The following is a 22,706-nucleotide window of genomic DNA, read 5'->3' on the forward strand; positions in this document are numbered from 1 at the left end:
TCCTTTCGCATGGCTACTTCAATCTCTCAATCATCAACTGTGCTGCTGCCCGGGCGCTGGCCAGCGAAGCGTGAACCAGCATGCCTTCCGGCCCCACCCAATCTCCCGCTATATATAGACCTGGCCTGCCCGGCACTTCGGTACCGGGTCTTCCGGCCAACCCTCCGTTTTCTGCTGTAACTGCAGCATGAGAGACCAGCATTCTAGGCAGAAAACGCCGCTCCACCACCGATTCCCGCCATCCGGGCTGAATACCGTCAAGAAACCGCTCCAGCTCCAATTGATCTTCTTTTGCATCCGTCCTGCTTATAATCGGCAAATATTTCATCACATGCACAACCGCATGCTCCGTCTGCTCCGACAATATGGCTGCACTGGAATGGTTGGAATAATACCATGGCGTGTTGCAGCCTAACACAAATTTGGTTTCGGGTGAAGGCGGGGCAGTTAGGACCAGATCCATACAAGCAGCGTGTACGGGAAGCAGCCGTTTATAAATCTCTGCTTCCCGGGCGGGCAGGGCCGGATCAAGCCAGTTTAACATGGCTGAAGGCCCGGCGGTAGAGAGGACACACCGAGCCGAAATCTGCCGTTCTCCTTTGATGGTGACTGCAAAATCGGGATAACTGCCCGCAATACACTGCACTGGAGCTTTTGTAACAATAGTAACGCCCGCCTGTTCCGCATGTTTGGTCAACTGGCGAACAATCGTTTTCCATCCACCGTCGATGTAAAGTACCTGGCTGAGTTTCAACTGTTCCATGACTGCCCCGGCACTTAATTTATCCGGTGCATCGCAGTAGGTTCCAAGCCGTACAAGGGCGAGCACGATACTCCGGACCCGAGTGCTGGCGGGGAGCATGGATACTAGATAGTCCTCGAGGCTCTGCTCATGAAGCCGGGCAGGAACTACCCGCCGGAGGGAAACGAGGAAGCGGATCAGCTGTCTTTTTTCACTCCAGGTTAAAAAGGAACCAAGCAGAAGCCTGGATAAAGACACGCCTTGCAGCGAGCCGTCCGGTTCTTGAAAAAGAAAGGTATCGGGCAAACCTGGCGCCGAGCCGGAAATCTTTACGCCAACCTCACGCAGGATAGGGAGGACGCTTTTGTTCAGCGCATGAGCTCCAAGATTGACCCAGGCGTCCGCCAGCCGGGTCGAATCGGCTCGTCCGCCGGGCGATTCGCTTTTTTCGAGCAGCAGTACAGAGCGGTTTGCTCTGGCAAGATAGATGGCGGCGGTTAAGCCGGCAATGCCTCCTCCGATAATAACGGCATCCCACTGCCGGGTATGAAGCTCCGCTTCTAATCCGTAACTCATGCTGACCATCCCTTTCCATCGATTTACGCACAAGACGATGAACAAGGGAAGTTTGTGACAGGAAACGGCTGTTCCGCAAGAAAACCGGCCTGGCTTCCCAGGAATACCGCATCAAAGGAAAGAAAACAAGGGCCATCCCATAAGTCAGGAGTGACTTTGGACGGCCCCTCGATCGCAGCGGGTCAGACTGAAAGCAAGGGCTCAAGCCCGTTTTAAGAGATTATTTAAACAGAGCCAACCACTAAGTCACCTACTTCTGCTCGCTCGAATCTAAAGAACGATTGTCCGCTGTATCCATCCGCTCGAACAAAAAATCGACCAGATGCATCACTTCGGTGGATGAATTTTGCCCATGTTTGTGGACCCCCAGTTTCATTTGCAGCAGACATCCCGGATTGCTGGTTAAAAGATAATGTGCCCCCGTGGCGTTTACATGTTCCATCTTGTGTTCGAGGATCTGCCCCGCCATCTGCGGCTGCGTCAAATTGTAGATGCCCGCCGAACCGCAGCAGCGGCCGGCCTCGTGCAGCTGCTGGTAATGTATGTTGTCCACCTGCTTGATCAGCTGCCTAGGCGCAGAGCCGCCGCGCATGACATTCAGCAAGTGGCAGGAGTCCTGATAAGTTACAGTGACAGGACTAGCGGTAGAGCCGGCGGGTTCTTTGAAGCTGGGGATGCGGCCTCGCTCAACAATCAGCTGTCCCACATCAACGATCCGGCTTGCGAACGCGGCAGCCCGGTCCGCCCAGACGGGATCCTCTTGCAGCAGATGACCAATCTCCGAGAGCAAAGCGCCGCAGCCGCCGGCGTTGGAGACGATGTATTCGGCGCCGGTTTCCTCAAAAATGCTGATGTTTGTTTTTGCCAGCTCGCGGGCAGCATCGAGCTCGCCGCTGTGCGCGTGCAGCGCTCCACAGCATACCTGTTCAGAGGGAATTACCACGTCAAATCCTGCCTCTGACAGCAGCTTAACTGTGTTGACGTTGGTGTCCGCAAACAGGAGATCCATCATACAGCCTCTAAACAAAGCGACACGCGCCAGGGGAGCGCCTTTGGCGGAGTAACGGTTCCCGAGTCGTTCAACGACACCATCCGGCGAGGCTTCGGGTAAAATTTGCTCCATTTCCCTTAAAGATGCGGGAAGCAGACGCATGATGCCCGATACGCCGGCCGAATGCCGCAGCCGGGAAGACTGGTAATACCTGAGCGTTCGGCCGACTTTGCGCAGACGGCTGCGATGTGGAAAAAGATGCTTGAGGAAGAGCTTACGCATCATTTTAGCGGGAATCCCGCGGGTCGAATGGTCCTCAATGGCATCCCGTGTCTGCTCGATCAACTGCCCGTATTTCACATCGGCAGGACAGGCGGGTTCGCAGGCCCGGCAGCCCAGGCAGTGGTCCATCTGCTCACGAAACCTTTCATCCGGCTCCATCAGTCCATCGGCAACCGCTTTCATTAAGGCTATGCGCCCGCGCGGCGATTCGGACTCCACCCCAGTCTCCCGGAAGGTAGGGCAGGCGGGGAGACAGAAGCCGCAGCGCATACAGTTGGTCAACTGGTCGTTATCCAGTTTTTCTTGGAGCGTGCGGGCAAGAGGGCTAAGAGGTTTGAGTTCATAGTTGCTGTTTGATTGGACTGGACTATTCATGTGTGATCACCACCCGTTTTCGAGCTTCTTTGGCAAACAGTTTTCCCGGATTCAGCATGTGATCGGGATCGAACGCCTGCTTGATCCCCCGCATGAGCTCGACACCTGCCGTTCCAATCTTCCATTCCAGATAAGGCGCCTTCACTACGCCTACGCCATGTTCGCCGGTTATCGTTCCGCCAAGCTCTAGCGCCGCGGCAAAAATTTCTTCAAAAGCCAGCTCTACCCGATGGATTTCCTCCGCGTCCCGGGCATCGGTCGCCGCTGTGGGATGAAGGTTGCCGTCCCCTGCGTGGCCAAAGGTGGCAATGGTCACGTTATACTTAGCCGCTATCGTGTTAATGCGCCGGACCATATCGGCGATCTTGCTCCTGGGAACTGTCGCATCCTCCAAAATTGTGGTCGGCCGTAACCGGGCAAGCGCTGTAAACGCGGATCTTCTGGCTGTAAGCAGCCGTTCTGCTTCCTCCGCCGTGCCAGCTGTTTGAACTTCACCTTGCTCGGCTTCACAGATGTGACGGATGCGTTCCATATCCCGCGATACAGATTCCGGATCGCCATCCTGTTCAATTAGCAGAATAGCCTCCATCTCAAGCGGCAGACCCAGCTTGGCGTAATCATTTACGACGCGGATCGTTGGATTGTCCATCAGTTCGAGTGTTGCAGGAATGATCTTCGACTCGATGATGGCCGATACGGTCCGGGCAGCGCCGTACAGATCCCGAAACATAGCCAGTAGGGTCTGCTTGCTTTTTGGCGGAGGAATAAGCTTCAAAGTTGCCTCGGTAATAACGGCAAGCGTGCCTTCGGAACCGACCAGAAGTTTGGTCAGATCATATCCGGCGACATCCTTCATTAATTTGCCGCCAGTCCGTATGATCTCTCCGCTTGCCAGCACCGCTTCCAGACCGATAACATAGTCTTTGGTTGTACCATATTTCAACCCCCGCAGACCGCCGGAGCATTCGGCAATGTTGCCGCCTATTGTGGATATACGCAAGCTGCTGGGATCAGGGGGATAAAACAGCCCGCTCGCTTCAACAAGGCGGATAAAATCCGCAGTGATCATGCCGGGCTGCACGGTCGCCGTCAAATTCTCCGGATCCAGTTCGAGCAGCCGGTTCATCCGGTGCATCACCAGCACTACGCCCCCGTGAACGGGAACCGTTCCTCCGCACAGATTGGTGCCGGATCCGCGGGTAATCAGAGGAACTTTATATTTGGATAACGCTTTCATGATGGCGGAAACTTGCTCAGTGCTTTCAGGGTAGATAACGGCGTCCGGAATGGACTGCAGCAGAGGCGTACCGTCATAGGAATGGGTAATCCGGGCTTCGTCATCCTCTCGGAAATAGGGGGGACCAACAATTCCGGTTAACTCCGCGGAAAGAGCGGGATCCAGCATGTGACTATTCCTCCTTGTATTCATCAGGTCATCAGATGACTTTTGCTTTATTATAGGTCATGATACAACTATTGAATAGATAAAATTTTAAAAAAGGCGGGGTAAACCTTGCAAAACATAAGAATTGAGGCCCGTAAAGGCCATGAAATGGTTGCGGATCACCTGCTCGGACAGATCCGGGAGGGGCAGCTGAAGCCCGGCCAAAAACTTCCTTCCGTTGTGGAATTAGCCGCGGCTTACGGGGTGGGAAGATCGACCATCCGTGAAGCGGTAAGCGCCTTGAAAGCGATGGGCTGGATCGACGTACGGCAAGGGGGAGGAACGTTTGTAAAGACGGAGCTTCCCAGCGATTCCAAAACTGTTGCGGATATGCTGTTTCAAGAGGCCAAATCGCTGGCAGAACTCCTGGAAGTACGCAGAGTGCTGGAGACCGGCATGGCTACGCTGGCCGCACAGCACCGTACGCCGGGCGATTTGAGCCGGCTGCGCGAAGCCCTGCTTGAAATGGAGAAAGGGCTGCAGGAGCAGGATACGGGGAGAAGCGACCGGGCGGATGTGGCGTTTCACCTGGTGATAGCGGCAGCTTCAGGCAACTCGCTGCTGTTCCGGATGATGGAGTCGTTATCCGAACGTCTGATGGAGTCGATCCGCAGCTCCAGAGAGCTGTGGTTCTTTCAGGAGCAGGCCAGCGCAGCCAATCTGCTGCTGGAGCATCAAGGGATATACGATGCGATTGAACAGCAGCAGGCGGAACAAGCGGGTACACGAATGGAGCTTCATCTCGTCAAAGTGGAGCGGGTGGTGCAAACAGCGCTGGAGAAGAATCATAACGAATCGAAAAAATGAGACGAATTCCCCGCCACGCCAGATTGCTATTCACTAAAGATGTTTTTTCAACTGACCGGGAAAGAAGGGAGAAATGAACCTATTTGCCTTAGTCCGTGGACTGGGCTGGACGCAGCATGCTGTATGGACACATGGAAGATATTCTCGACATCTATGAAGGCCTTTATCGACCACGGCATGAATCTTGGTTGTTAATCCGCCCCGGGAACGTCTGTACCGCTTGCTTAGCCCCCTTTTGCGCCAGCCCCTTGCTGAAGGACTCGGACTATGGTTGTATCCATCCTCATCTGCTCAAAGTCCGGCTCAACGGTAACATGCTTCAGGATTTCATCCCAGATTCCCGCCTTTTGTAGCCGCCAGAGAAAGTAGGGGGGGGCAAGTGTGCGGACACAGAGGGCCTTATTTGCTGATTATTCCGTGTTTTGGCTAATAGACGGACTCAGATTCACTTATTTACGCAGAGAATCCATAGTTTGTATGTTTTCGGCACGAATAACGGAACTGGAGTCCGCCAAGGCATACCAAAGCCCAAGAAATTCAGAAATAACGGCCCCTTGGTCCGCAAAGACCTCGGCAAAGCCCTTGCAAAGACCTTCGCAAAGACCTCCGCAAAGACCTCCGTATCGCGTTCTGTGGTAATCCGCTGCGGGTGTGCCACAGGAGAGGATTCGTTCCAAAGTGTTATGTATAATGGAGATCGATCTGACAATAAACAAGTGACCTCACCACACCCGTACCGACTTGGCATTCTTCCCATTCATACGGATGAACAGATTGCGCAATGTTATTGTACTGAATCTGACTAGGGGTGAAGACATGATTCAGCTCCCTCGAAATGATTCAGTTTCCTCACTCAGACTCATGAATTCGCAGAGTATTTCCTTAATTTACAGTTTGCGTACACACCCTAACAAGAGGAATTAGGGGAGGTTATCCTGTTGCACTTTATGAATAAACTTGACTAGTTTTAAAAAAACACCTATTCTGTGAATATAAAATAAAATCGTTCATATAAACACAAGGAAGGGGTTATTATGCCTAAAAAATTCTCCGACCAGGAACGTGATTGGATCCGCCTTAAACTGCTAGCGGAAGCAAAACGCCAGTTTGAATTTTCCGGACTGCGAAAAACCAGCGTGGAAACGTTGACGAAAGCGGCCGGCATTGCACAAGGCTCGTTCTATATGTTCTTTGGCTCCAAAGAGGAATTATATTATGAATTGCTTCTGCAGGAGGAACAGCGGATCCGTACCCGCGTTCTGGAGTCTCATCCTCCGGATCAAAATCACAGTAGAGACAGCATCCGAAGCTTTCTGATGGATGCGCTGCGCCTGATGGATGACAGCCCGCTACTGCGCCAAATGATGGAACGCGGCGAGATGGAACTCCTATTTCGCAAATTACCTCCGGAATTGCTCGAGCGAAACGAGTTGGAGGACCGGGATGCCCTGCTTCCGGTTATTACGGCCTGGCGGAACGCGGGCATTATGCCGGATACCCCGCCAGAAACCATTGTTGGCATGATCCGGGCTCTGGCCCTTCTGGCGCTTCATAAACAAGAAATCGGAGAATCCCAATACTCCGCTACATTGGAACTGCTCGTTGATGTATTGTCCGCGGGGATGCTGTCGGTATCCGAACAAGCCAAAGGAGGAGATGTACATGATTGAAGTCCAGGGACTTCAGTACACCTATCCAGGACAAAAAATGCCTACGCTTCGAGGTTTGGACTTTCACATAACGCAAGGAGAAATCTTCGGGTTCCTCGGGCCGTCGGGCGCAGGAAAAAGTACTACGCAAAAGCTGCTGATCGGCTTGCTCAAAGGTTACCAGGGGAGTGCTAAGGTTATGGGACGCGAGATCCGGGACACCGGTTCCGATTATTACGAACGGATCGGTGTAGCTTTTGAATTCCCGAATTTCTATAACAAGTTTACCGTTCTGGAGAATCTGGAGTTGTTCCGGTCACTTTATCAAGGAGGTACACGTGACCCCATGGATCTGCTGTGTCAGGTGGACTTGATGGAGTCGGCGCGAAAAAAAGTTTCAGAGCTCTCCAAGGGGATGAAGATGCGGCTCAATTTTTGCAGGGCGCTGCTGCATCGTCCCGAAGTTTTATTCCTTGATGAACCTACATCGGGACTTGATCCGGTCAACGCAAAACGAATGAAGGAACTGATTAGGGAAGAGCAGGCGGCAGGGAAAACCATTTTGCTGACTACCCACAACATGCATGCGGCCGAAGAATTGTGCGACCGGGTTGCTTTTATTGCGGATGGGGAAATCAAGCTGATCGATTCACCCAGATCGTTGAAGCTGCGGCAAGGAAGGGCCAGCGTTAGGGTGGAATACCTCAGCAGCGGTGTACTGACAGATGCCGTATTTCCGCTTAAAGGTATCGGGGAAAACCCATCGTTTCTTCAGCTCCTGCGAAAACATACGCCGGAGACCATTCATACCCAGGAAGCGACGCTCGAGCAGATTTTTATCGAAGTTACAGGGAAACAGCTGGCATGAAAAACTTATCCCTGCTCTTGTTCGATTTGCGTTTTCAGTGGCGTCACGGTTTCTACTATGTCTATATCATCGTCTGCACATGTTACTGGGTCCTGCTACAATTTATACCGGATACATACCGGGAGATAACGGCGGTTTTGCTGGCATTCAGCGATCCGGCTGCACTTGGACTTATCCTCGCAGGCGGCATGGTGCTGCTGGAGCGGGATCAAGGCGTGCACGACGCGCTTTTTGTTACACCTATACGCCTTCGAACCTATTTGCTCTCCAAAACGGTATCCCTATCCGCATTGTCCCTGGCTGCGGGGTGGGTGATTCACTTGTCTGCGGGAAGTCTTCCGGGCTCGCCGGCAGCGTATTCCGCCGGAATTGGGTTAACGTCCTCGTTTATGACGCTTCTGTCAATTGGCACAGCAGCCCGGCAGCAGAGCGTCAACGGATTCATCTTGAAGGTACAGGCGTATACTTTACCGTTCTTGCTTCCCTTGCTCAGCTTGTTTGATCTGTGGAACAGCCGCCTCTTTTTGATACTGCCGACCGAAGGGACACTCCGCCTGCTGCAATATTCGGCTAACCAGGCATCCCGCTGGGAGTTCATCTATTTCACTGCTTTGCTCCTGATATGGAATTTCGCTGCTTATCTGTGGGCGCACGGCTCTTATATGCGCAATATTTTGAGTAAAGCCGGAGAGGGAGGCGCAGCACGATGAATATCTATAAACCGCTGTTCGCCAAGGATGTAAGACTGATAGGAAAAGATCCGGTGCTTGTTGTCTCCGTACTTGGACCGCTCCTGCTGTGCATTTTGGCACGGTACGGATTCCCGGCGGCCTCAAACTTGACGGATACTTATTATTCCGTTTCCCTCGAACCTTACCGCGAATTTACCGGTACTCTGCTTGTTGTCGTTATTCCGATGCTTGCGGGAATGCTCACAGGGCTGATGATGCTTGACGAACGGGATGAAGCGATCATAGCGTATTATGCGGTGACTCCATTAAGACGCTCGGGTTATCTCCTGTACAGATTATTGCTCCCTACCGCACTCAGCCTGCTGTTGTCCACCGTGTTCCTCGCAGGTTCGCAGCTGCTGAATCTGCAATGGGCGAGCGTGTTGGCCATCCCGTCCATTGCACTGGAAGCACCTTTGTTTGGCTTGTTTCTGGCAGCTTATGCCGCAAATAAAGTCGAGGGGCTTGCCTTGTCCAAAATCGGCGGATTGTTTATTGCGGGACCCGCAGTCGCCAATTGGGTTCCGGGGAGTTGGCAAATTCTTGGATGCTGGCTTCCAACGTACTGGCCGGCCAAGATGCTCCTGTTGGCTGAACAGCGCGAGACTCTGGCGGCACTCGCAGCAGGGTTTACTGGACTGATGTTTCATGTGCTGTTGCTTCGCTGTATGATAGCCGCTTTCCTGAAGAGACAGACGTAACCCGCTTCCATGAAAAGGGGACTCAATTTCTCCCGAAGAAGCCGAGCCGGGCTTAAAAGTAAAAGATCGGAATGTTCAGCCATAGAGGCTGAACCATTTTTCAGTCTACACAGAATAACGCCCTATAAGATGTTTCGCTGTAAGTAACTTAGAAACTCACCTTGCATGGAACCCAGGGTAAGGATTTTTTTAAGGATCCTGAATTTCCAGCGCTGGCTCTGGTGGTTAAATGACCATACCGCAGTAAGCGGATCTATGGATGAATTGTAGGTTTGCTCCTGCAGATCAGCCATGCGAAATTCAATTTTCTGGACAACTTTGGTGGAAAAGAGATTGAGAAATAGAACAATCAATTTGTTATCATTGATCAGCAATATCGCCCGGCTGGTAACTGCTGAAAAGCCCTGAGGCGTGGCGTAACAAGCACACATGTCAGGTTCGATGTGAGCTTCTGTTAGTCTGCCGGTTGTTTTTTTCGTAATAAAAAGCATGGTAAACACCTCTTGCAAATTTTGTGGCCCGATAGAGTTATACACTGATTACATGAGCGAATTAGTATAAAGATTTGTTCGCTGGTATGCGGATCAACAAGCGAACTAAAACTGATTCGCGTCTATGCGAATCACAACCTTGCCCACCGCACGCCCTTCACCAAAATACCGGAACGCCTCGGCCGCTTCGCTTAACGTATACTGCCGGTCGATTATAGGCCGCACCTGGCCCGCATCAACCAGCGCATTCCAGGTCAAAAGATCCTCCGCCTTTGGCTTATGGATGAGCAGACTAGCTTTTTTCTTCTCCAGCCAGGCGGTCAGGGGGGCCAACGCCAGGGTTTGCAGAAGCCGGGATGTTGCTCCACCGACCATTACATACCGGCCGTCAGGTTTAAGGATGCGTTTGATGGCTAAGAAAGACCGCACGCCGACAACGTCGAGAATCAAGTCGTAACGGCTGCCGCCCGCGGTGAAGTCCTCTGATTCGTAATCCACGACATGATCTGCACCCAGCGAGCGCAGCACCGACAGTTTCTCCGCTTTATCCACGCCGGTAACTTCAGCCCCGAGAGCCTTCGCGTATTGTATGCCAAACGTTCCCACACCGCCGCCCGCTCCATTAAAAAGTACATGCTCGCCTGGAGCCAGCTTTCCTTGATCGCGCAAGCCCTGCAAAGCGAGAACAGCGGCTTGGGGCAGGGCCGCCGCCTGATCCATTGTTAACCCGGCCGGGATGACAGCCAATGCCTCCGCATCCGCGCAGCAATATTCCGCGAATCCGCCCCAGCCGCATCCCGATACATCCCCATATACCTTGTCACCGGGTTGAAATAGTGTGACCGATTCGCCTGCGGCCACAATCCGGCCCGCAATGTCCGCACCTAGCGTGCGGTAGCGCGGGGTACGAAAAGCGCCGATCCGGTTCATAAACGGCTTGCCGCGCATAAGATCCCAATCCCAGGAGTTGACGGAAGCGGCCTCGACCGCGATCAGGACTTCATGACTTTTTGGCTTTGGAAGCTTCACTTCCTCCACGCGCAAGACATCCGGCGTGCCGTAACGGTCATAGACCAGCGCCTTCATTGTCCCCGGCAGGCTCCCCGACTTGCTGTTCAACCGTGTCGAGCTCATTAAATATCAACCTCCGCTATCGATCGAGTGATTGCTTCACCGAAGGGGGCTGCCTATATACACACGTCAACAAATTCCTGAAGACTCTCCCTTGTGGTGAGACGGCTGCCCTTCTATACGCCAAGGATCGGCACACGGTTTCGCTGTTTATGCAAAATCTATTTTAAAAAGCCATACCCTTCAGCTTACAATCTTCATCTTTCAAGGGAAGGATCTGCCGCGGCAAGGAACCGGAATCAAAACGTCGAAAAACTAGGGAGAGAAGTGGAAGGGAGGGGCGAAAGGCATGCACGCTACCGGAGATATTTTGAAGGTCTGGAGACAATTTGACCGATTCCCGATGGAGACCTTGACGAAGGCTTGGTACTTTCACCAGAATCCAGCGAAAAAGCAAAGAGACATCACGCTGATGAAAGAGCACCATGCGCAGTATCGGATCACAGGGAACTGCTTTGATCTTGCGCTGTGGCTGCTGCATGGATTTAAGGCTGAAGGGGTGGAAGCCTAGGGATTTTTATATGATGCTCTACATATCTACAAAGAAATAAAGGGATCAGAATACAGCCCAAGATAAGCAAATACAACCCTAATGGGTGATGTTGTGTTTAGGCATTCCTGCGTTTGCCCAAGCCCTCGATTTTATGCATTGCACTAAAAATCCGCCAGATTGGCGGATTTTTTTGCTTTTAGGAGCTTACTAAAGCCGAGGCCGCCGAATCAACGCAGGATAAGCCTAATTAATCATTTTCATCTGCCGGATAAAATAATATTGCTCACCCCTGGTTTCGTCCAAGGGAAAAGGGAAGCGGGTGGAGAAGGCACAGCAGCGGGTGTTCAGGTTTCAATAGTATACTTTTTGATACTATATTACACTAATGTGCGTACTTTTTTATTTTGCATGTACGGCTTATACTGCGATTATCAACGAAAGCACATCTGCAAACAATCGAGTCAAAGGAGCGAATAAACATGCCAAATGAAACAATGAAAGCAGTAGGATTGTACAAGTATTTACCGGTGGATCATCCGGAAAGTCTGTTGGACCTGGAGCTGGAAAAACCGAAGCCGGCGGGACGGGATCTGCTCGTCCGGGTAAAAGCCATCTCCGTCAACCCCGTGGATTACAAAGTCCGTTCTCCAAAAAATCGGGAAGAAAGCGCGCCAAAAGTACTGGGGTGGGACGTGTCCGGTGTGGTGGAAGAAGTTGGCCCGGACAGCACGCTGTTCCGTCCAGGAGACGAAGTTTTTTATGCGGGAAGCATCACGCGGCCTGGCGGAAATAGCGAATTTCACCTGGTGGACGAACGGATTGTGGGCGTTAAGCCATCCACGCTTCCGTTTGCAGAGGCGGCGGCTCTGCCGCTGACGGCAATTACGGCATGGGAAAGTCTGTATGACCGGCTGGGTGTTTCGCGTCACCAAGCGGATAATGCGGGAAAAACTCTGCTGATCATCGGAGCCGCAGGCGGTGTAGGGTCCATTGCCATTCAGCTTGCAAAAACCTCCGGCTTAACCGTCATCGGTACGGCATCCCGCCCGGAATCGGCCGGTTGGGTGAAGGAGCTGGGCGCGGATTACGTTATTAACCACTTTGAGGCGTTTGTGCCGCAGCTGCGGGAAGCCGGTTTGGAGCAGGTCGATTATATCCTCTGCTTGAACAGCACCGAAAAGCATTGGAGTAATATGGCTGAGGCGATTGCGCCGCAGGGAAAGATTTGCTCGATCGTCGAAACGGATGAACTATTGAACCTGACGTTGCTGAAGAACAAAAGCGTAACTTTTGTCTGGGAGCTGATGTTTACCCGTTCGACGTACCAGACTCCGGATATGATTGAGCAGCACAAGCTTCTGAATGAAGTGGCGCGGCTTGTGGATGAAGGCGTGCTGCGGACGACAGCCAGCGCAACGCTTACGCCAATCAACGCTGAGAATCTGCGCAAAGCGCACGCGATGCTGGAGACTGGCCGGACCGTCGGCAAAGTGGTGCTGGAAGGATTCTGACAGGAGTACGTTTGGGCAAGTCCTGCGCTGCTGGAAAGTCTGCATTTTTGGCATCTTCGGTGATTTTATTTTATAGTGGGACTATATCATTCTGGAGATTTATGAGCGGGATGTACGGATGAAGGAGCTGAGGAGATATGCGTGACCGGAAAAGCGGATACGGATTTTGCCCAAACGACGAAGGCTGCCCGGTAGAGTTCACTTTGGACGTGATCGGCGGAAAGTGGAAAGGGGTACTGCTGTATCACCTGATGGAGGGCCCCAAACGATTTAATGAATTTCGTAGAATTTGCCCAACCATCACACAGCGGATGCTTACCCTGCAGCTGAGGGAGTTGGAGGAAGACGGCGTAGTCCACCGTGAGGTGTACAATCAGGTTCCGCCGAAAGTCGAATATTCACTTACGGAATTTGGGCAGACGCTGACGCCGATCATTTCCGCCATGAGGGATTGGGGCAACATCTACAAGAAAACGATGGGGGCTCCCACTGAAATCCAGCAGGGCGATTGAATTGGCAGGAAGATCGACCCAGTTGGAGAATGACCCAGTGGAGAATGACCCAGTTGGAGATTGATCCAGTTGGAGAATGACCCAGTTGGAGGTTGACCCTGCGGGCTCCCATTCCATATAAGGGACGGATGCAAAATGAATACGAACCATGTAAAAATTGATGCGTTGATCATCGGTTTCGGCAAAGGCGGCAAAACGCTGGCTCCTTTTCTGGCGAAACAAGGACTTAAAGTGGCGGTGGTGGAGCAGTCGCCGTTGATGTACGGAGGGACCTGCATAAATGTCGGCTGCATTCCAACAAAAGCGCTGGCCCAGCAGGCACATTTGCTGCATTGGACGGAAGAAGCAACCGCTGAAACGAAACAGGCAAAATACCTGCAGGCCATAAAGGAAAAGGATGAACTCGTATCCTTGCTGCGTGCCAAAAACTATGACAACGTGAACAACGCTCCAGGGGCCGAGGTGTGGACAGGAACCGCTTCGTTTGTATCGCCGCATGAGGTACGGGTGACTACACAGCAGAATGATTTTGTGGTCTATGCGGACAAAATTTTCATCAATACGGGTGCGGCACCCGTTATCCCGGATATCCCCGGCATTCGCAGCGCAAGGGTCTATACGAGTGAAGGAATGCTGGGGCTGACCCGCTTGCCCGAGCAGCTTGCCATCATCGGCGGAGGGTACATTGGACTCGAATTTGCCTCCATTTATGCGGGCTTCGGCTCCCGGGTCACGTTGATTGAGAAGGGAGACCGGTTCCTCCCCCGGGAAGACGCGGAGATCGCCGCTGAAGTCCGAAAGGTGCTCGAACAAAAAGGAATCCGGATTTTGTTGGGGACCCAGGTTACCCGCATCGAGGACGAAGAGGAAACCGCCCGGCTGCATCTTGTCTCGTCAGCTGGCGGAGATGCTGCAGAAGAATTGCTGGCGGACGCCGTGCTGGTTGCTAACGGCAGGTCGGCCAATACGTCTGGCCTGAATCTGGAAGCAGCGGGCGTCCGTACGAACCCAAGAGGGTTCATCCAGGTGGACGAAAAACTGCGAACCACCGTACCGCATATTTGGGCGATCGGCGACGTTAACGGCGGTCCGCAGTTCACTTATATTTCGCTGGACGATTACCGGATTCTCCGGGACCATTTATACGGGGCGGATCTCCGGACGACGGCTGACCGCAAGCAGGTTCCCTACTCCGTCTTCATTGATCCGCCGCTGGCTCATGTCGGTCTGACGGAAGACGAAGCAGTAAGCCAGGGACACAAAGTGAAAACAGCCAAGCTCCCGGCCGCCGCATCCCCCCGGGCCCGGCAGCTGAAGCAGACGGAAGGGCTGATGAAAGCGGTAGTGGACGCTGAAACTGAAGAGCTGCTTGGATTCACCATGTTTGCTGCCGAGTCAAGCGAGGTGGTGAACATCGTATCGGTGTTTATGAAGTCGGGGCAGCCGTATACAGTGCTCCGGGATACTATTTTTACTCACCCGTCGATGGCTGAGAACCTAAACGATTTGCTGACAGCGATCGATTAACGAGTGTCCTTTAACAATTTTCTAAGGAAAGCAGAACATTTCTAAGTGAAACAGAACTTTTTAACCCTCCTAACCCGTAGGCGAGACACTTTGCACGTTGTGTCTGTCTGCGGTTTCTTGTGTTTTTATGGAGGTATGGTATTTTGGAGAATGACTACACCTGGAGAAATCAGGAAGGAGGGATGAAGGATGGCAGGCATATGGCGTGTCAATGGGCTAAGTGTATGTTATGCAGTGTTCTTTTTCCTTCAAAGCGAACTGATGGTGAATATTTACCGGATCGAGCGGATAACGGGCTGGCCGAATGTGAATGGATGGGCCGGTATTTTCAGCCTGCTGCTGTTTTTGGGTTCAACACTTTTGGGTTTCTTTTTATCGAAACGGCTGAAGGGAGCCGGAAAAATCATTTATTTTGCCTCTATTTTGTGGCTGCCTTACTACTTGGTGTTCATTAGACTATTTGCCCATTTGGCGCCGATTACCGATCCCCAGGAAATGCCGCTGCCCGGCGTCGGCTTAGTGCTTATCGGGCTTGCGCTGGTTATGCCGTTTTATATCGCGCTGATTCAATTTCTCGCATCAATAAGGATTAACGCGTAGACAGGCAGCTTAAAGGATAGCATCCTGTACCCATCACGGAAGCGTGTGACTGTCCAGGTGTGAATTCAGAGTGTAGCGGGTTCCCCAGTGCGTTGACCACGGCATGAATCTTGGCCGTTAATCCGCTCCGGGAACGTCCGATCGCTTGCTTACTTTGCCCCCTTTTTGCGCCGGCCTCATGCGGATGGACTCGGACTACGGTTGTAACCATCATCCTCTTGCTCAAAGCCGGGTTCAACCGGATAACCGCCTTTTGTAGCCGCCAGAGAAAGTATGGGTACAAGTTTCCGGACTGAGGAGGCCTTATTTGCTGATTATTCCGTATTTTGGCAAAGTTGCGGACTCAGAAGCACCTATTTAGGCGGAGAAGCCATAGTTTGTGTGTTTTCGGTACGAATAACGGAACTGGAGTCCGTCAGGCATACCAAAACCCAAGAATTTCAGAAATAACGGCCTGTGGGTCCGGAAAGACCTCCGTATCGTGCTCTGAGATAATCTGCTAGCGGCTACAAACCAGCCGTCCAGGCCAGCATCTTTTTCACGCACTGGAGAGGCAGCGCGGAGAATCCGGAATCCGAAAAAATCCCTTACGTGGCGCGTGAATTATTTAAGTTCTTTTTACCCTCGAAGGTCCAGGCGCTGTTCCAAATCATGGATAACGGTTATAACGGGAAAGATATTGATCAGTATGTGGACAAAGTATTCACGTTGGACAACCGCTCCATCCTAATTAAAGAATATCCACGTACGCTGCAGTCGGCAGGCGGAGTGGAGGTGTTCATCGGCAAGCAGGGGATGCCGTTTGATAAAAACCTGAATACGGTTAAGCCGAGAAAAAGAAGTAAGGCAGCGGTAAGGGGGATCAGCCTCCCCGAAATCACATCAATCTGAAAGGCCGGCCTGCAAACAGGCCAGCCTGTTAGTTAGCTGAGAAGAAGTTCAGCTCCCTGTAAGTACTTCTGCGCCGGATTTAGTCCCTGCTCAATGTTAGCCGGTTAACATCCGGCATCCGGCCTTGGTTCATCCCGGTCCCCCCGCCGCGCTGCGGCGGTAGCCGGAAGGAGAGACACCGGTCTCCTTTTTGAAGATCCGGTTGAAGGAGCGGTAATTCTCGAATCCGATGGCCTCCGCAATTTCAAGGGTTTTGTAATCGGTCGTCAGCAGCAGCAGCTGGGCCTTTTCGATCCGCAGACGGGTGAGGTATTGGACAAAGCTTTCGCCCACTGTTTTTTTGAACATGGCGCTGAAATAAGGAACGCTGTAATTGATGGAAGCGGCCAACTCCTCCAGCTTGTACGGGTAGCTGAGATCCTCGCGCATAACCTGGATAATCCGCGAGATTGAGGCGTCGATCCGCTTGCCGCCCTCCTGCAGCAGCTGGAGCTTGTGGAAGGAGGAACAGACCGTCTCGTGCACGGCATTAAAGGTCTGGTCCAGTTCAAGCTGTTTCCGCAAGCTGGCAACCAGCTCCGATCCGCCTTCGGTGCCGATGACCGCGTGGCTCATATCCAGAAAAACCCGCAGGTAAAGGGACTTGATCCGTTCCGGGTCCCAGGACTGCTCCAAAGACTGGCGGAGCAGCGAGCTGCGTTCCTGCTCGAGTGCCGCCGAATTCAGATGCGGCTCCAGAAGCGCCTTCTTCAGCACCTTGTACCAAAACTGGCTGAGTGGTTCCGGAATAGGCTTGAAGCGGATGCCAGCCTCCCATTCCGTTATGCCGAGGCTTTCGCCCTCTCGGTAAAAAAACGGATACGGCGCAGAAGCTAGCTGCCTTAATGCATCCGGGCAAGCCTGCAGCCCATGTTCAAACCGGCACTGCAGGGCAATGGCTTTTATTTTGAGATTGGCGGCAAAGGACTCCCGCACATGCTCCAGGAACCCGGGCCGTTCCGGTGCAATCCCGGTATAAACGGCCAAAAACCGCCCTTTGTCGAGCGCGACGACTTTATGGGGGCCGATGCCGCTGAGCAGTTCCTTCAGCACGTTGACCCCGGCGAACTGCCACAGCTTCAGTTCTTCCAGCTGGTCGATAGGGAAGCGCAGGGAGCTGCGGTCCAGTTCAAGGAGCAGCGATGTGAACCGGCTGTCCCGCAGCGGCAGCTGGGACTCCTGCAAGCTGTGCAGCCACTTGGCCTCGGCTGCAGGGCTGCGCAGCATATCGAGGAACAAGCTCTGTTCAATCTCGATTTCACTGAGCCGGACCTGCTGCTCAAGCTGGAGCTGCTTTTCCCGGGAATCATCCCGTGGATCCGTTTTGGAAGCCAATTCCTCCAGTGTCCGGGCGAGCAGCCCAGGGTCGGAGAGACAGTCATCCTTAATCAGATAGGAAGCAGCCTTCAAATGTATCGCCTGCTGCGCATAATGAAAGTCCTGATGACAGGTCAGGATCACAATCTGCGGCGGACGTTCCCCGCTTTTCTCTATCTCCCGCAGCATTTCCAGCCCGTTCATCCCCGGCATGGTAATGTCCGTAACAACCAGCTCCGGTTTATGCTCCAGAAAAAGCTTTAGTCCATCCAGCCCGTCTTCCGCTTCGCCGACCAAATGGAACAAATCACTCCGTTCATTGATGAATTGGCGGAAGACGGTTCGCGCCGGAATCTCGTCTTCCACTAGCAGTACATTATATTGAGTCATGAGGTTCCTCCTTCATCATAACGGTCTCCTTCGGCAGCAGCATTCGGATGGTCAAACCTTCACCGGGCGGACTTCGAAGCTCGATCTGTGCGCCTGTACCGAAGAGCAGTCTCATCCGCATCCATACATTTTGCAGTCCGATGTTCTCGCCAATCTCTTCGCGCAGAAGCTGCAGCTGCAGCTCCCTCAGTTCGGCCTGCTCCAGGCCGACACCATCGTCGCTGATCTCGATTATAATTTGCGGGTGTACAGGATCGGAGTATACTGTAACTCTAATATGCCCCTCCGCCAGTTTACGCGGTAAGATCCCGTGGAACACGGAATTTTCGATCAGCGGCTGGAGGCTGAGCTTGGGAATCTGCATGCTTCGCAGCGGCTCTTCAATCTCGGACTGAAGATGAATTTGGCATTTGTACCGCAGATTCAGCAGCCCGGCATAGTCCGTGAGATAATCCAGCTCCTGGCGGAGCTGCACCGTCTGCTCGAAATTTTCCATGGAATAACGCAGCAGTGCGACCAGGCGTCCCATGACCGTGTTGATTTTTTCATAATCCTTCATCATGGCGAACATGCGGATGGTGTTTAACGTGTTGTACATAAAATGCGGATTGATCTGCGATTGCAGGGCCCGGATTTCCAGCTTGCGCTTCAGATCCTCCGAATCCTGCAGATCGGAGAGCAGATCCTGGATTCGCATGGCCATCGTGTTGAGCATCCGGCCGAGATCACCGATTTCATTGTTCGCAAACCGGGTGACCCGGGCATCAAAATGTCCTTTTTTAATTGCATCAACCTGCCGCTTAACCGCCTGCAGCGGCCGGTACAGCCGGTAACCGAAGCCGACGATGGACAAGGCGCCGAGAACGAGCAAAATCACCAGGAAATACGCGACAGTTCTGCGGATAATATCCGCGCTGGCGGTCAGTTCCTGTGAGGGAATTTCCGAGACGACAATCCACTTGTCATAGGTGGAGGTCTGTTTAACGGAAATCATAGAAGCACCCATCGCAAACTGGTCCGGGCGGTTCAGCTCTCTCCAGTGCTGCAAAATGTCCTTTACCCGCCTGGAATCCTGAGGTTTTGCCAGTTTGCTGGTCGTGGCGATGGTCATCCCGTCTTCGGTCAATAACGAAATGGAGCCTTTGCTGCCAAGCTGAATATTCTCAATCTGCCGCTGGTATTGGTCATTGTTCATTGAGATCAGCAGCACGCCCTTCAAGTCTTCATAGAGGAAAAACGGTACACGCGAAATATAATAAGAGGAAGCCTCCAGGATTTCTAGTTCCGGCAGCGAGTGTTTATCCAAGAAAAGACTGGCTTCGCCGGCGTTCAGGTACTGCTCGATTAGCGGCCGGTAAGGGGAATCCTCCAGCATGGCAGGCGCTTCCGAAGAAGAGAGGACTTCTCCCGTAACGGCCGAATAGACCTGAAGTCCCTCCACGTTCCCGATAATGGCTGATGCGTTGCTGAGAACCGAAATGAGATCTCTTTTGCGGACGACCTCTTCAAAATATTGGGCCGACGGCGAGACCAGCGCCTCCTGGATGGAAGAAACACGCGAATATTGCTCGCTTAATTCCCGCAGGCGTTCCATAGTTAATTCGATCCGGTCTACCACCTGGTTAACCAGCTGGGCGTTCAGCCGGTTCACCTGTTTCTCCACCGTGCTGCTGGATACGCTTACAGAAATGTACGACAAGACAATCAACGGAATGACGGAGACGGCGAGCATCACCAGGATCATTTTGAAGTAAAAGCTCCTCCGCAGGAAGCTGAAGAAGGGTGAGTTCATGCTGTATCACTTCCGTAACTGGAATTTGGACTGCAGAAGGCCGTACAGGCTGGCGGGTCCTGTATTGATTATAGTACGTTGTCCTTTTATGAGAAACACCGATTCCGGCAAATCTTAAAAATGGTGACACATTGGAGCGAATCAGACATGTTCAGCGGAACCTCCGCCTTTTATAATCCAAAGTGTAACAGCGATGTAAACGCAACCAACATAAGTGAACGGGGGATGACGATGAAACACAGAAGAAAGCTTGTACCACTGATGGTCATGGCGGCACTGTCCGTATCGTTGCTGGCAGGCTGTGGCGGCGGCAGCAACAATCCGGCAGAGAGCAGCACAGCCTCCTCGCCAGCGGGGAAGACAGGGACGGAAACCGGCGGCCTGCCGACCAGTATCAAAGCGATGACAATCCTCTTTGGCAACCCGCCGTCAACGGAGAACAACAAAGCGCTGGAGGACCTGGAGAAACGCGGCAATGTTGATCTGGATGTAACCTTTGTACCCTCCGAAGCTTATACCGACAAGCTTTCCGTAGCTGTCTCGGCGGGCAATTCCTATGATCTGCTGCTGATGGACGGAGGGAAGGATGACCGGTTTAGCAACCTCGTTAAGATGGGGGCTTTTCATGACTTGACCCCCTACCTGGAGAAAACACAGAATATCAGCCAGATTGACGAGAAAGTCTGGAACGGCATCAAGGTTGATGGCAAGGTCTACGGAATTCCCCGGCCGCGCGGACTGTACGGCGGCGGTGAAGCAAGTATTCTGATCCGTAAGGACTGGCTGGACAAATATAATCTGGAAGTGCCGAAGACGGTGGATGAGTTAACTCACGCCCTTGAAGTCTTCAAACAAAACGACCCGGCGGGCGGCGGCAAAACCATTCCCTTCACCATCTTCGCCGTGGACGGCGTTAACAGCCCCGGACCGTTTTCGGGTGTACTGCCAATCCAGTTTGCCTTTGGCGTTCCAAATGTCTGGAAGGTGGACGGGGGCAATGCGATTCGAGATTTCCAGACGCCGGAATATAAAGGATTCCTGGAATGGCTCAGAGAGGCCTGGAGCAAAGGCCTGATCGACAAGGATGCGCCGGTGCTCAAGAATCAAGGCCAATCGCGGAGCAAATTCCAGGCCGGAACGGCTGGAGCTTTTGTCGGGAATGTCAGCGACCTAGTGGAGAGCAGTGTGGAGAAGCTGAAGCAGACCGACCCGAATGCAGAGGTTGCGATTATCGACAGCCTGGAAGGTCCGGACGGGAAAAAAGGGGTGGCGATTCTTGGCGGATACTACGGCTTGTGGGCGATTCCAAGCTCTGTCCCTGAAGAAAAAGTCCAGAAAATCGTTGATTTCCTTGATTTCAGCGCTTCCGAAGAAAATGTGGCCTTCTCCAAGGCTGGTGTAACCGGCATCCATTCCAGCGAATTTAAGGACGGCATTGCCGTGCAGACGGAAGAACAAAAGCAGCAGTACGATCAGGATATGCCCAGCTTATTCGTGCTAGAGAACCGGGTAGACCCGTATGTGTACGCTAACTCCAAAGTACCGGAAATTCTGGAGGTCCAGAGGGCTTCATTGGATACGATCAGCAAGATCGGCGTTGAAAATCCATTCCTGAGCTATAATTCGGCGACAGCAAGCAAAAATCCGGACAGCTATAAGAAAATGAGCGCGGTAATGACCAAGTTCGTCCTCGGTGAAGGCACGTGGGAGGATGTACAGAAGGAAATCGAGGCCTGGACAAAGGGTACCGGCGCGCAGATTACCAAAGACCTGCTGGATCAATATAATGCGGAACATCAATAAGCGGCAAGCCATCTTGTAGGCCATCGAGCAATATACCGTTTAAACAATACAAACAGAGGCGGAAGAAGATTTTCTTCTTTCGCCTTATGGATAAGGAGGGCTAACTGTGCAGAGAAGCTTGCGGCCGAAACGATTCCAGCAGCTGTGGCCATTTTATTTACTGGCAGCGCCGGGAATTCTTTATTTTGTTATTTTCCATTACATTCCGATGTCGGGACTTATACTGGCGTTTAAGGAATACAGTCCGTTTAAAGGCATCATGAACAGCCCCTGGGTAGGGCTGGATAATTTCAGACAGTTTTTCGGAACCTCCGATTTCTATATTTTGCTGAAAAATACGCTGCTGATCAGCCTGCTGAACCTGGTCATTTATTTTCCGTTCACGATTGTCTTATCCCTGATGCTCAATGAACTTCGGCTTAAGCTGTTCAAGCGGATTTCGCAGACAATTGTTTATCTGCCCCATTTTCTGTCGTGGGTAGTTATTTACGGGATCACCATTTCCTTTTTTGGCCCCTCGGGAGTGATCAATCACTATCTGGAGCAGTGGTTTGGCGGCAGCGCAAACTTTCTCGTCAGCAATGAATGGTTCCGTCCGCTCATTATTTTCCAGTCCATCTGGAAGGATGCCGGCTGGGGGACAATTATTTTTCTGGCAGCGCTGGCGGGTATTAATCCAGAGCAGTATGAAGCAGCCAAGGTGGATGGCGCAAACCGGCTGCAAAACATCTGGCATATCACGCTTCCCGGGATCAAAAGCACCATTGTCATTTTGCTGCTGCTCCGTCTCGGTTCTTCGATGGACTCCAACTTTATGCAGATCTTCCTGATGACCAACAGCCTTAACCTGGATGTTTCCAATGTATTTGACCTGTTTGTCTACCATATCGGTCTGGAGCAATTCAATTACAGCTTCGCGATTACTGTAGGCATGTTCAAATCCGTGGCCAGTCTGATCCTCGTACTCGCAGCCAATTATGCAGCCAGACTGCTGGGGGAAGATGGCATATTCTAGACCTAGAACCTGAAGCAGGAGTGGAGAG

General features: G+C 52.4%; 20 protein-coding genes and 2 pseudogenes. 13 read left to right on the forward strand and 9 right to left on the reverse strand.

Annotated elements, in window-relative coordinates; translation table 11 throughout:
• Window positions 1–13: 13 nt before the first annotated feature.
• The 3 genes from ACE6ED_RS15075 to ACE6ED_RS15085 all read right to left on the reverse strand — a co-directional run bounded on the left by ACE6ED_RS15075 (window position 14) and on the right by ACE6ED_RS15085 (window position 4,371).
• Window positions 14–1,318 carry a phytoene desaturase family protein gene (locus tag ACE6ED_RS15075; protein WP_410828012.1) on the reverse strand — a complete coding sequence of 435 codons (1,305 nt, stop codon included), beginning with the start codon at window positions 1,316–1,318 and terminating at the stop codon, window positions 14–16.
• Between the two features lie 250 nt (window positions 1,319–1,568).
• Window positions 1,569–2,966 carry a heterodisulfide reductase-related iron-sulfur binding cluster gene (locus ACE6ED_RS15080; RefSeq protein WP_410828013.1) on the reverse strand — a complete coding sequence of 466 codons (1,398 nt, stop codon included), beginning with the start codon at window positions 2,964–2,966 and terminating at the stop codon, window positions 1,569–1,571.
• Complete coding sequence (locus ACE6ED_RS15085) at window positions 2,959–4,371, reverse strand: FAD-binding oxidoreductase (protein WP_410828014.1); 1,413 nt, start codon at window positions 4,369–4,371, stop codon at window positions 2,959–2,961. Before ACE6ED_RS15085 ends, ACE6ED_RS15080 begins: the two co-directional genes overlap by 8 nt.
• A 108-nt stretch (window positions 4,372–4,479) precedes the next feature.
• Here ACE6ED_RS15085 and ACE6ED_RS15090 point away from each other — a divergent pair, with 108 nt between their 5' ends.
• Window positions 4,480–5,217, forward strand: coding sequence for a FadR/GntR family transcriptional regulator (locus tag ACE6ED_RS15090; protein WP_410828015.1), 738 nt, complete (start codon window positions 4,480–4,482; stop codon window positions 5,215–5,217).
• Between the two features lie 165 nt (window positions 5,218–5,382).
• Here the strand turns inward: ACE6ED_RS15090 and ACE6ED_RS15095 are convergent.
• Window positions 5,383–5,490: pseudogene (locus ACE6ED_RS15095) on the reverse strand (IS5/IS1182 family transposase); the annotation flags it as partial.
• A 761-nt stretch (window positions 5,491–6,251) separates the two neighbouring features.
• Between ACE6ED_RS15095 and ACE6ED_RS15100 the strand changes: the two are divergent.
• Genes ACE6ED_RS15100 through ACE6ED_RS15115 form a run of 4 tightly spaced genes read left to right on the forward strand, consistent with a single transcriptional unit; the run spans window position 6,252 to window position 9,166 of the window.
• A complete protein-coding gene (locus ACE6ED_RS15100) occupies window positions 6,252–6,887 on the forward strand; it encodes a TetR/AcrR family transcriptional regulator (protein WP_410828016.1) in 636 nt (211 codons plus the stop codon).
• A complete protein-coding gene (locus tag ACE6ED_RS15105) occupies window positions 6,880–7,734 on the forward strand; it encodes an ABC transporter ATP-binding protein (RefSeq protein WP_410828017.1) in 855 nt (284 codons plus the stop codon). The genes ACE6ED_RS15100 and ACE6ED_RS15105 overlap by 8 nt, the downstream gene beginning before the upstream one ends.
• Entirely contained in the window at window positions 7,731–8,444 is a 714-nt protein-coding gene (locus tag ACE6ED_RS15110; RefSeq protein WP_410828018.1) for a fluoroquinolone export ABC transporter permease subunit, read from the forward strand. The genes ACE6ED_RS15105 and ACE6ED_RS15110 overlap by 4 nt, the downstream gene beginning before the upstream one ends.
• On the forward strand, window positions 8,441–9,166 hold the full coding sequence (locus ACE6ED_RS15115; protein ID WP_410828019.1) for a hypothetical protein: 726 nt from the start codon (window positions 8,441–8,443) through the stop codon (window positions 9,164–9,166). Before ACE6ED_RS15110 ends, ACE6ED_RS15115 begins: the two co-directional genes overlap by 4 nt.
• Before the next feature lie 122 nt (window positions 9,167–9,288).
• Here the strand turns inward: ACE6ED_RS15115 and ACE6ED_RS15120 are convergent, their stop codons facing one another.
• Window positions 9,289–9,657 (reverse strand): hypothetical protein, encoded by a 369-nt coding sequence (locus ACE6ED_RS15120; RefSeq protein ID WP_410828020.1) that lies wholly within the window; start codon window positions 9,655–9,657, stop codon window positions 9,289–9,291.
• Between the two features lie 105 nt (window positions 9,658–9,762).
• Window positions 9,763–10,791 (reverse strand): NAD(P)-dependent alcohol dehydrogenase, encoded by a 1,029-nt coding sequence (locus ACE6ED_RS15125; RefSeq protein WP_410828021.1) that lies wholly within the window; start codon window positions 10,789–10,791, stop codon window positions 9,763–9,765.
• A 286-nt stretch (window positions 10,792–11,077) separates the two neighbouring features.
• Here ACE6ED_RS15125 and ACE6ED_RS15130 point away from each other — a divergent pair, with 286 nt between their 5' ends.
• From ACE6ED_RS15130 to ACE6ED_RS15150, 5 genes are all read left to right on the forward strand, one after another.
• Window positions 11,078–11,299: a hypothetical protein gene (locus tag ACE6ED_RS15130; RefSeq protein ID WP_410828022.1), complete on the forward strand. Its 222-nt coding sequence runs from the start codon at window positions 11,078–11,080 to the stop codon at window positions 11,297–11,299.
• A gap of 461 nt (window positions 11,300–11,760) precedes the next feature.
• On the forward strand, window positions 11,761–12,792 hold the full coding sequence (locus tag ACE6ED_RS15135) for a zinc-binding alcohol dehydrogenase family protein (RefSeq protein WP_410828023.1): 1,032 nt from the start codon (window positions 11,761–11,763) through the stop codon (window positions 12,790–12,792).
• A 137-nt stretch (window positions 12,793–12,929) separates the two neighbouring features.
• The gene (locus ACE6ED_RS15140) at window positions 12,930–13,304 is read left to right on the forward strand and encodes a winged helix-turn-helix transcriptional regulator (RefSeq protein WP_410828024.1); all 375 of its coding nucleotides are present in this window, start codon (window positions 12,930–12,932) and stop codon (window positions 13,302–13,304) included.
• Between the two features lie 135 nt (window positions 13,305–13,439).
• Entirely contained in the window at window positions 13,440–14,831 is a 1,392-nt protein-coding gene (locus ACE6ED_RS15145) for an FAD-dependent oxidoreductase (protein WP_410828025.1), read from the forward strand.
• A 189-nt stretch (window positions 14,832–15,020) separates the two neighbouring features.
• Entirely contained in the window at window positions 15,021–15,431 is a 411-nt protein-coding gene (locus tag ACE6ED_RS15150; protein WP_410828026.1) for a hypothetical protein, read from the forward strand.
• Between the two features lie 46 nt (window positions 15,432–15,477).
• Here the strand turns inward: ACE6ED_RS15150 and ACE6ED_RS15155 are convergent.
• Window positions 15,478–15,645, reverse strand: a pseudogene (locus tag ACE6ED_RS15155) (IS5/IS1182 family transposase); the annotation flags it as partial.
• Window positions 15,646–16,082: 437 nt separating this feature from the next.
• Here ACE6ED_RS15155 and ACE6ED_RS15160 point away from each other — a divergent pair.
• A complete protein-coding gene (locus ACE6ED_RS15160) occupies window positions 16,083–16,322 on the forward strand; it encodes a hypothetical protein (protein ID WP_410828027.1) in 240 nt (79 codons plus the stop codon).
• Between the two features lie 129 nt (window positions 16,323–16,451).
• Here the strand turns inward: ACE6ED_RS15160 and ACE6ED_RS15165 are convergent, their stop codons facing one another.
• On the reverse strand, window positions 16,452–18,068 hold the full coding sequence (locus ACE6ED_RS15165) for a helix-turn-helix domain-containing protein (RefSeq protein WP_410828028.1): 1,617 nt from the start codon (window positions 18,066–18,068) through the stop codon (window positions 16,452–16,454).
• Window positions 18,055–19,812 (reverse strand): cache domain-containing sensor histidine kinase, encoded by a 1,758-nt coding sequence (locus tag ACE6ED_RS15170; RefSeq protein ID WP_410828029.1) that lies wholly within the window; start codon window positions 19,810–19,812, stop codon window positions 18,055–18,057. The genes ACE6ED_RS15165 and ACE6ED_RS15170 overlap by 14 nt, the downstream gene beginning before the upstream one ends.
• Before the next feature lie 279 nt (window positions 19,813–20,091).
• Here ACE6ED_RS15170 and ACE6ED_RS15175 point away from each other — a divergent pair, with 279 nt between their 5' ends.
• Together ACE6ED_RS15175 and ACE6ED_RS15180 are read left to right on the forward strand one after the other, a co-directional pair.
• Window positions 20,092–21,663 carry an extracellular solute-binding protein gene (locus tag ACE6ED_RS15175; protein ID WP_410828030.1) on the forward strand — a complete coding sequence of 524 codons (1,572 nt, stop codon included), beginning with the start codon at window positions 20,092–20,094 and terminating at the stop codon, window positions 21,661–21,663.
• Between the two features lie 106 nt (window positions 21,664–21,769).
• Entirely contained in the window at window positions 21,770–22,678 is a 909-nt protein-coding gene (locus ACE6ED_RS15180; protein WP_410828031.1) for an ABC transporter permease, read from the forward strand.
• Window positions 22,679–22,706 lie beyond the last annotated feature (28 nt).

The sequence above is a fragment of the Paenibacillus nanchangensis genome (assembly GCF_046543445.1).
In the GTDB taxonomy this organism is placed as follows: domain Bacteria; phylum Bacillota; class Bacilli; order Paenibacillales; family Paenibacillaceae; genus Paenibacillus_AQ; species Paenibacillus_AQ nanchangensis.

Bases quoted from the DNA above. Each gene is read 5' to 3' on its own strand.
- ACE6ED_RS15165 (WP_410828028.1), bottom strand. From the start codon at position 18,068: ATGACTCAATATAATGTACTGCTAGTGGAAGACGAGATTCCGGCGCGA.
- ACE6ED_RS15080 (WP_410828013.1), bottom strand. From the start codon at position 2,966: ATGAATAGTCCAGTCCAATCAAACAGCAACTATGAACTCAAACCTCTT.
- ACE6ED_RS15175 (WP_410828030.1), top strand. From the start codon at position 20,092: ATGAAACACAGAAGAAAGCTTGTACCACTGATGGTCATGGCGGCACTG.
- ACE6ED_RS15120 (WP_410828020.1), bottom strand. From the start codon at position 9,657: ATGCTTTTTATTACGAAAAAAACAACCGGCAGACTAACAGAAGCTCAC.
- ACE6ED_RS15110 (WP_410828018.1), top strand. From the start codon at position 7,731: ATGAAAAACTTATCCCTGCTCTTGTTCGATTTGCGTTTTCAGTGGCGT.
- ACE6ED_RS15145 (WP_410828025.1), top strand. From the start codon at position 13,440: ATGAATACGAACCATGTAAAAATTGATGCGTTGATCATCGGTTTCGGC.
- ACE6ED_RS15115 (WP_410828019.1), top strand. From the start codon at position 8,441: ATGAATATCTATAAACCGCTGTTCGCCAAGGATGTAAGACTGATAGGA.
- ACE6ED_RS15135 (WP_410828023.1), top strand. From the start codon at position 11,761: ATGCCAAATGAAACAATGAAAGCAGTAGGATTGTACAAGTATTTACCG.
- ACE6ED_RS15150 (WP_410828026.1), top strand. From the start codon at position 15,021: ATGGCAGGCATATGGCGTGTCAATGGGCTAAGTGTATGTTATGCAGTG.
- ACE6ED_RS15100 (WP_410828016.1), top strand. From the start codon at position 6,252: ATGCCTAAAAAATTCTCCGACCAGGAACGTGATTGGATCCGCCTTAAA.
- ACE6ED_RS15105 (WP_410828017.1), top strand. From the start codon at position 6,880: ATGATTGAAGTCCAGGGACTTCAGTACACCTATCCAGGACAAAAAATG.
- ACE6ED_RS15140 (WP_410828024.1), top strand. From the start codon at position 12,930: ATGCGTGACCGGAAAAGCGGATACGGATTTTGCCCAAACGACGAAGGC.
- ACE6ED_RS15075 (WP_410828012.1), bottom strand. From the start codon at position 1,318: ATGAGTTACGGATTAGAAGCGGAGCTTCATACCCGGCAGTGGGATGCC.
- ACE6ED_RS15130 (WP_410828022.1), top strand. From the start codon at position 11,078: ATGCACGCTACCGGAGATATTTTGAAGGTCTGGAGACAATTTGACCGA.
- ACE6ED_RS15160 (WP_410828027.1), top strand. From the start codon at position 16,083: ATGGATAACGGTTATAACGGGAAAGATATTGATCAGTATGTGGACAAA.
- ACE6ED_RS15170 (WP_410828029.1), bottom strand. From the start codon at position 19,812: ATGATCCTGGTGATGCTCGCCGTCTCCGTCATTCCGTTGATTGTCTTG.
- ACE6ED_RS15125 (WP_410828021.1), bottom strand. From the start codon at position 10,791: ATGAGCTCGACACGGTTGAACAGCAAGTCGGGGAGCCTGCCGGGGACA.
- ACE6ED_RS15085 (WP_410828014.1), bottom strand. From the start codon at position 4,371: ATGCTGGATCCCGCTCTTTCCGCGGAGTTAACCGGAATTGTTGGTCCC.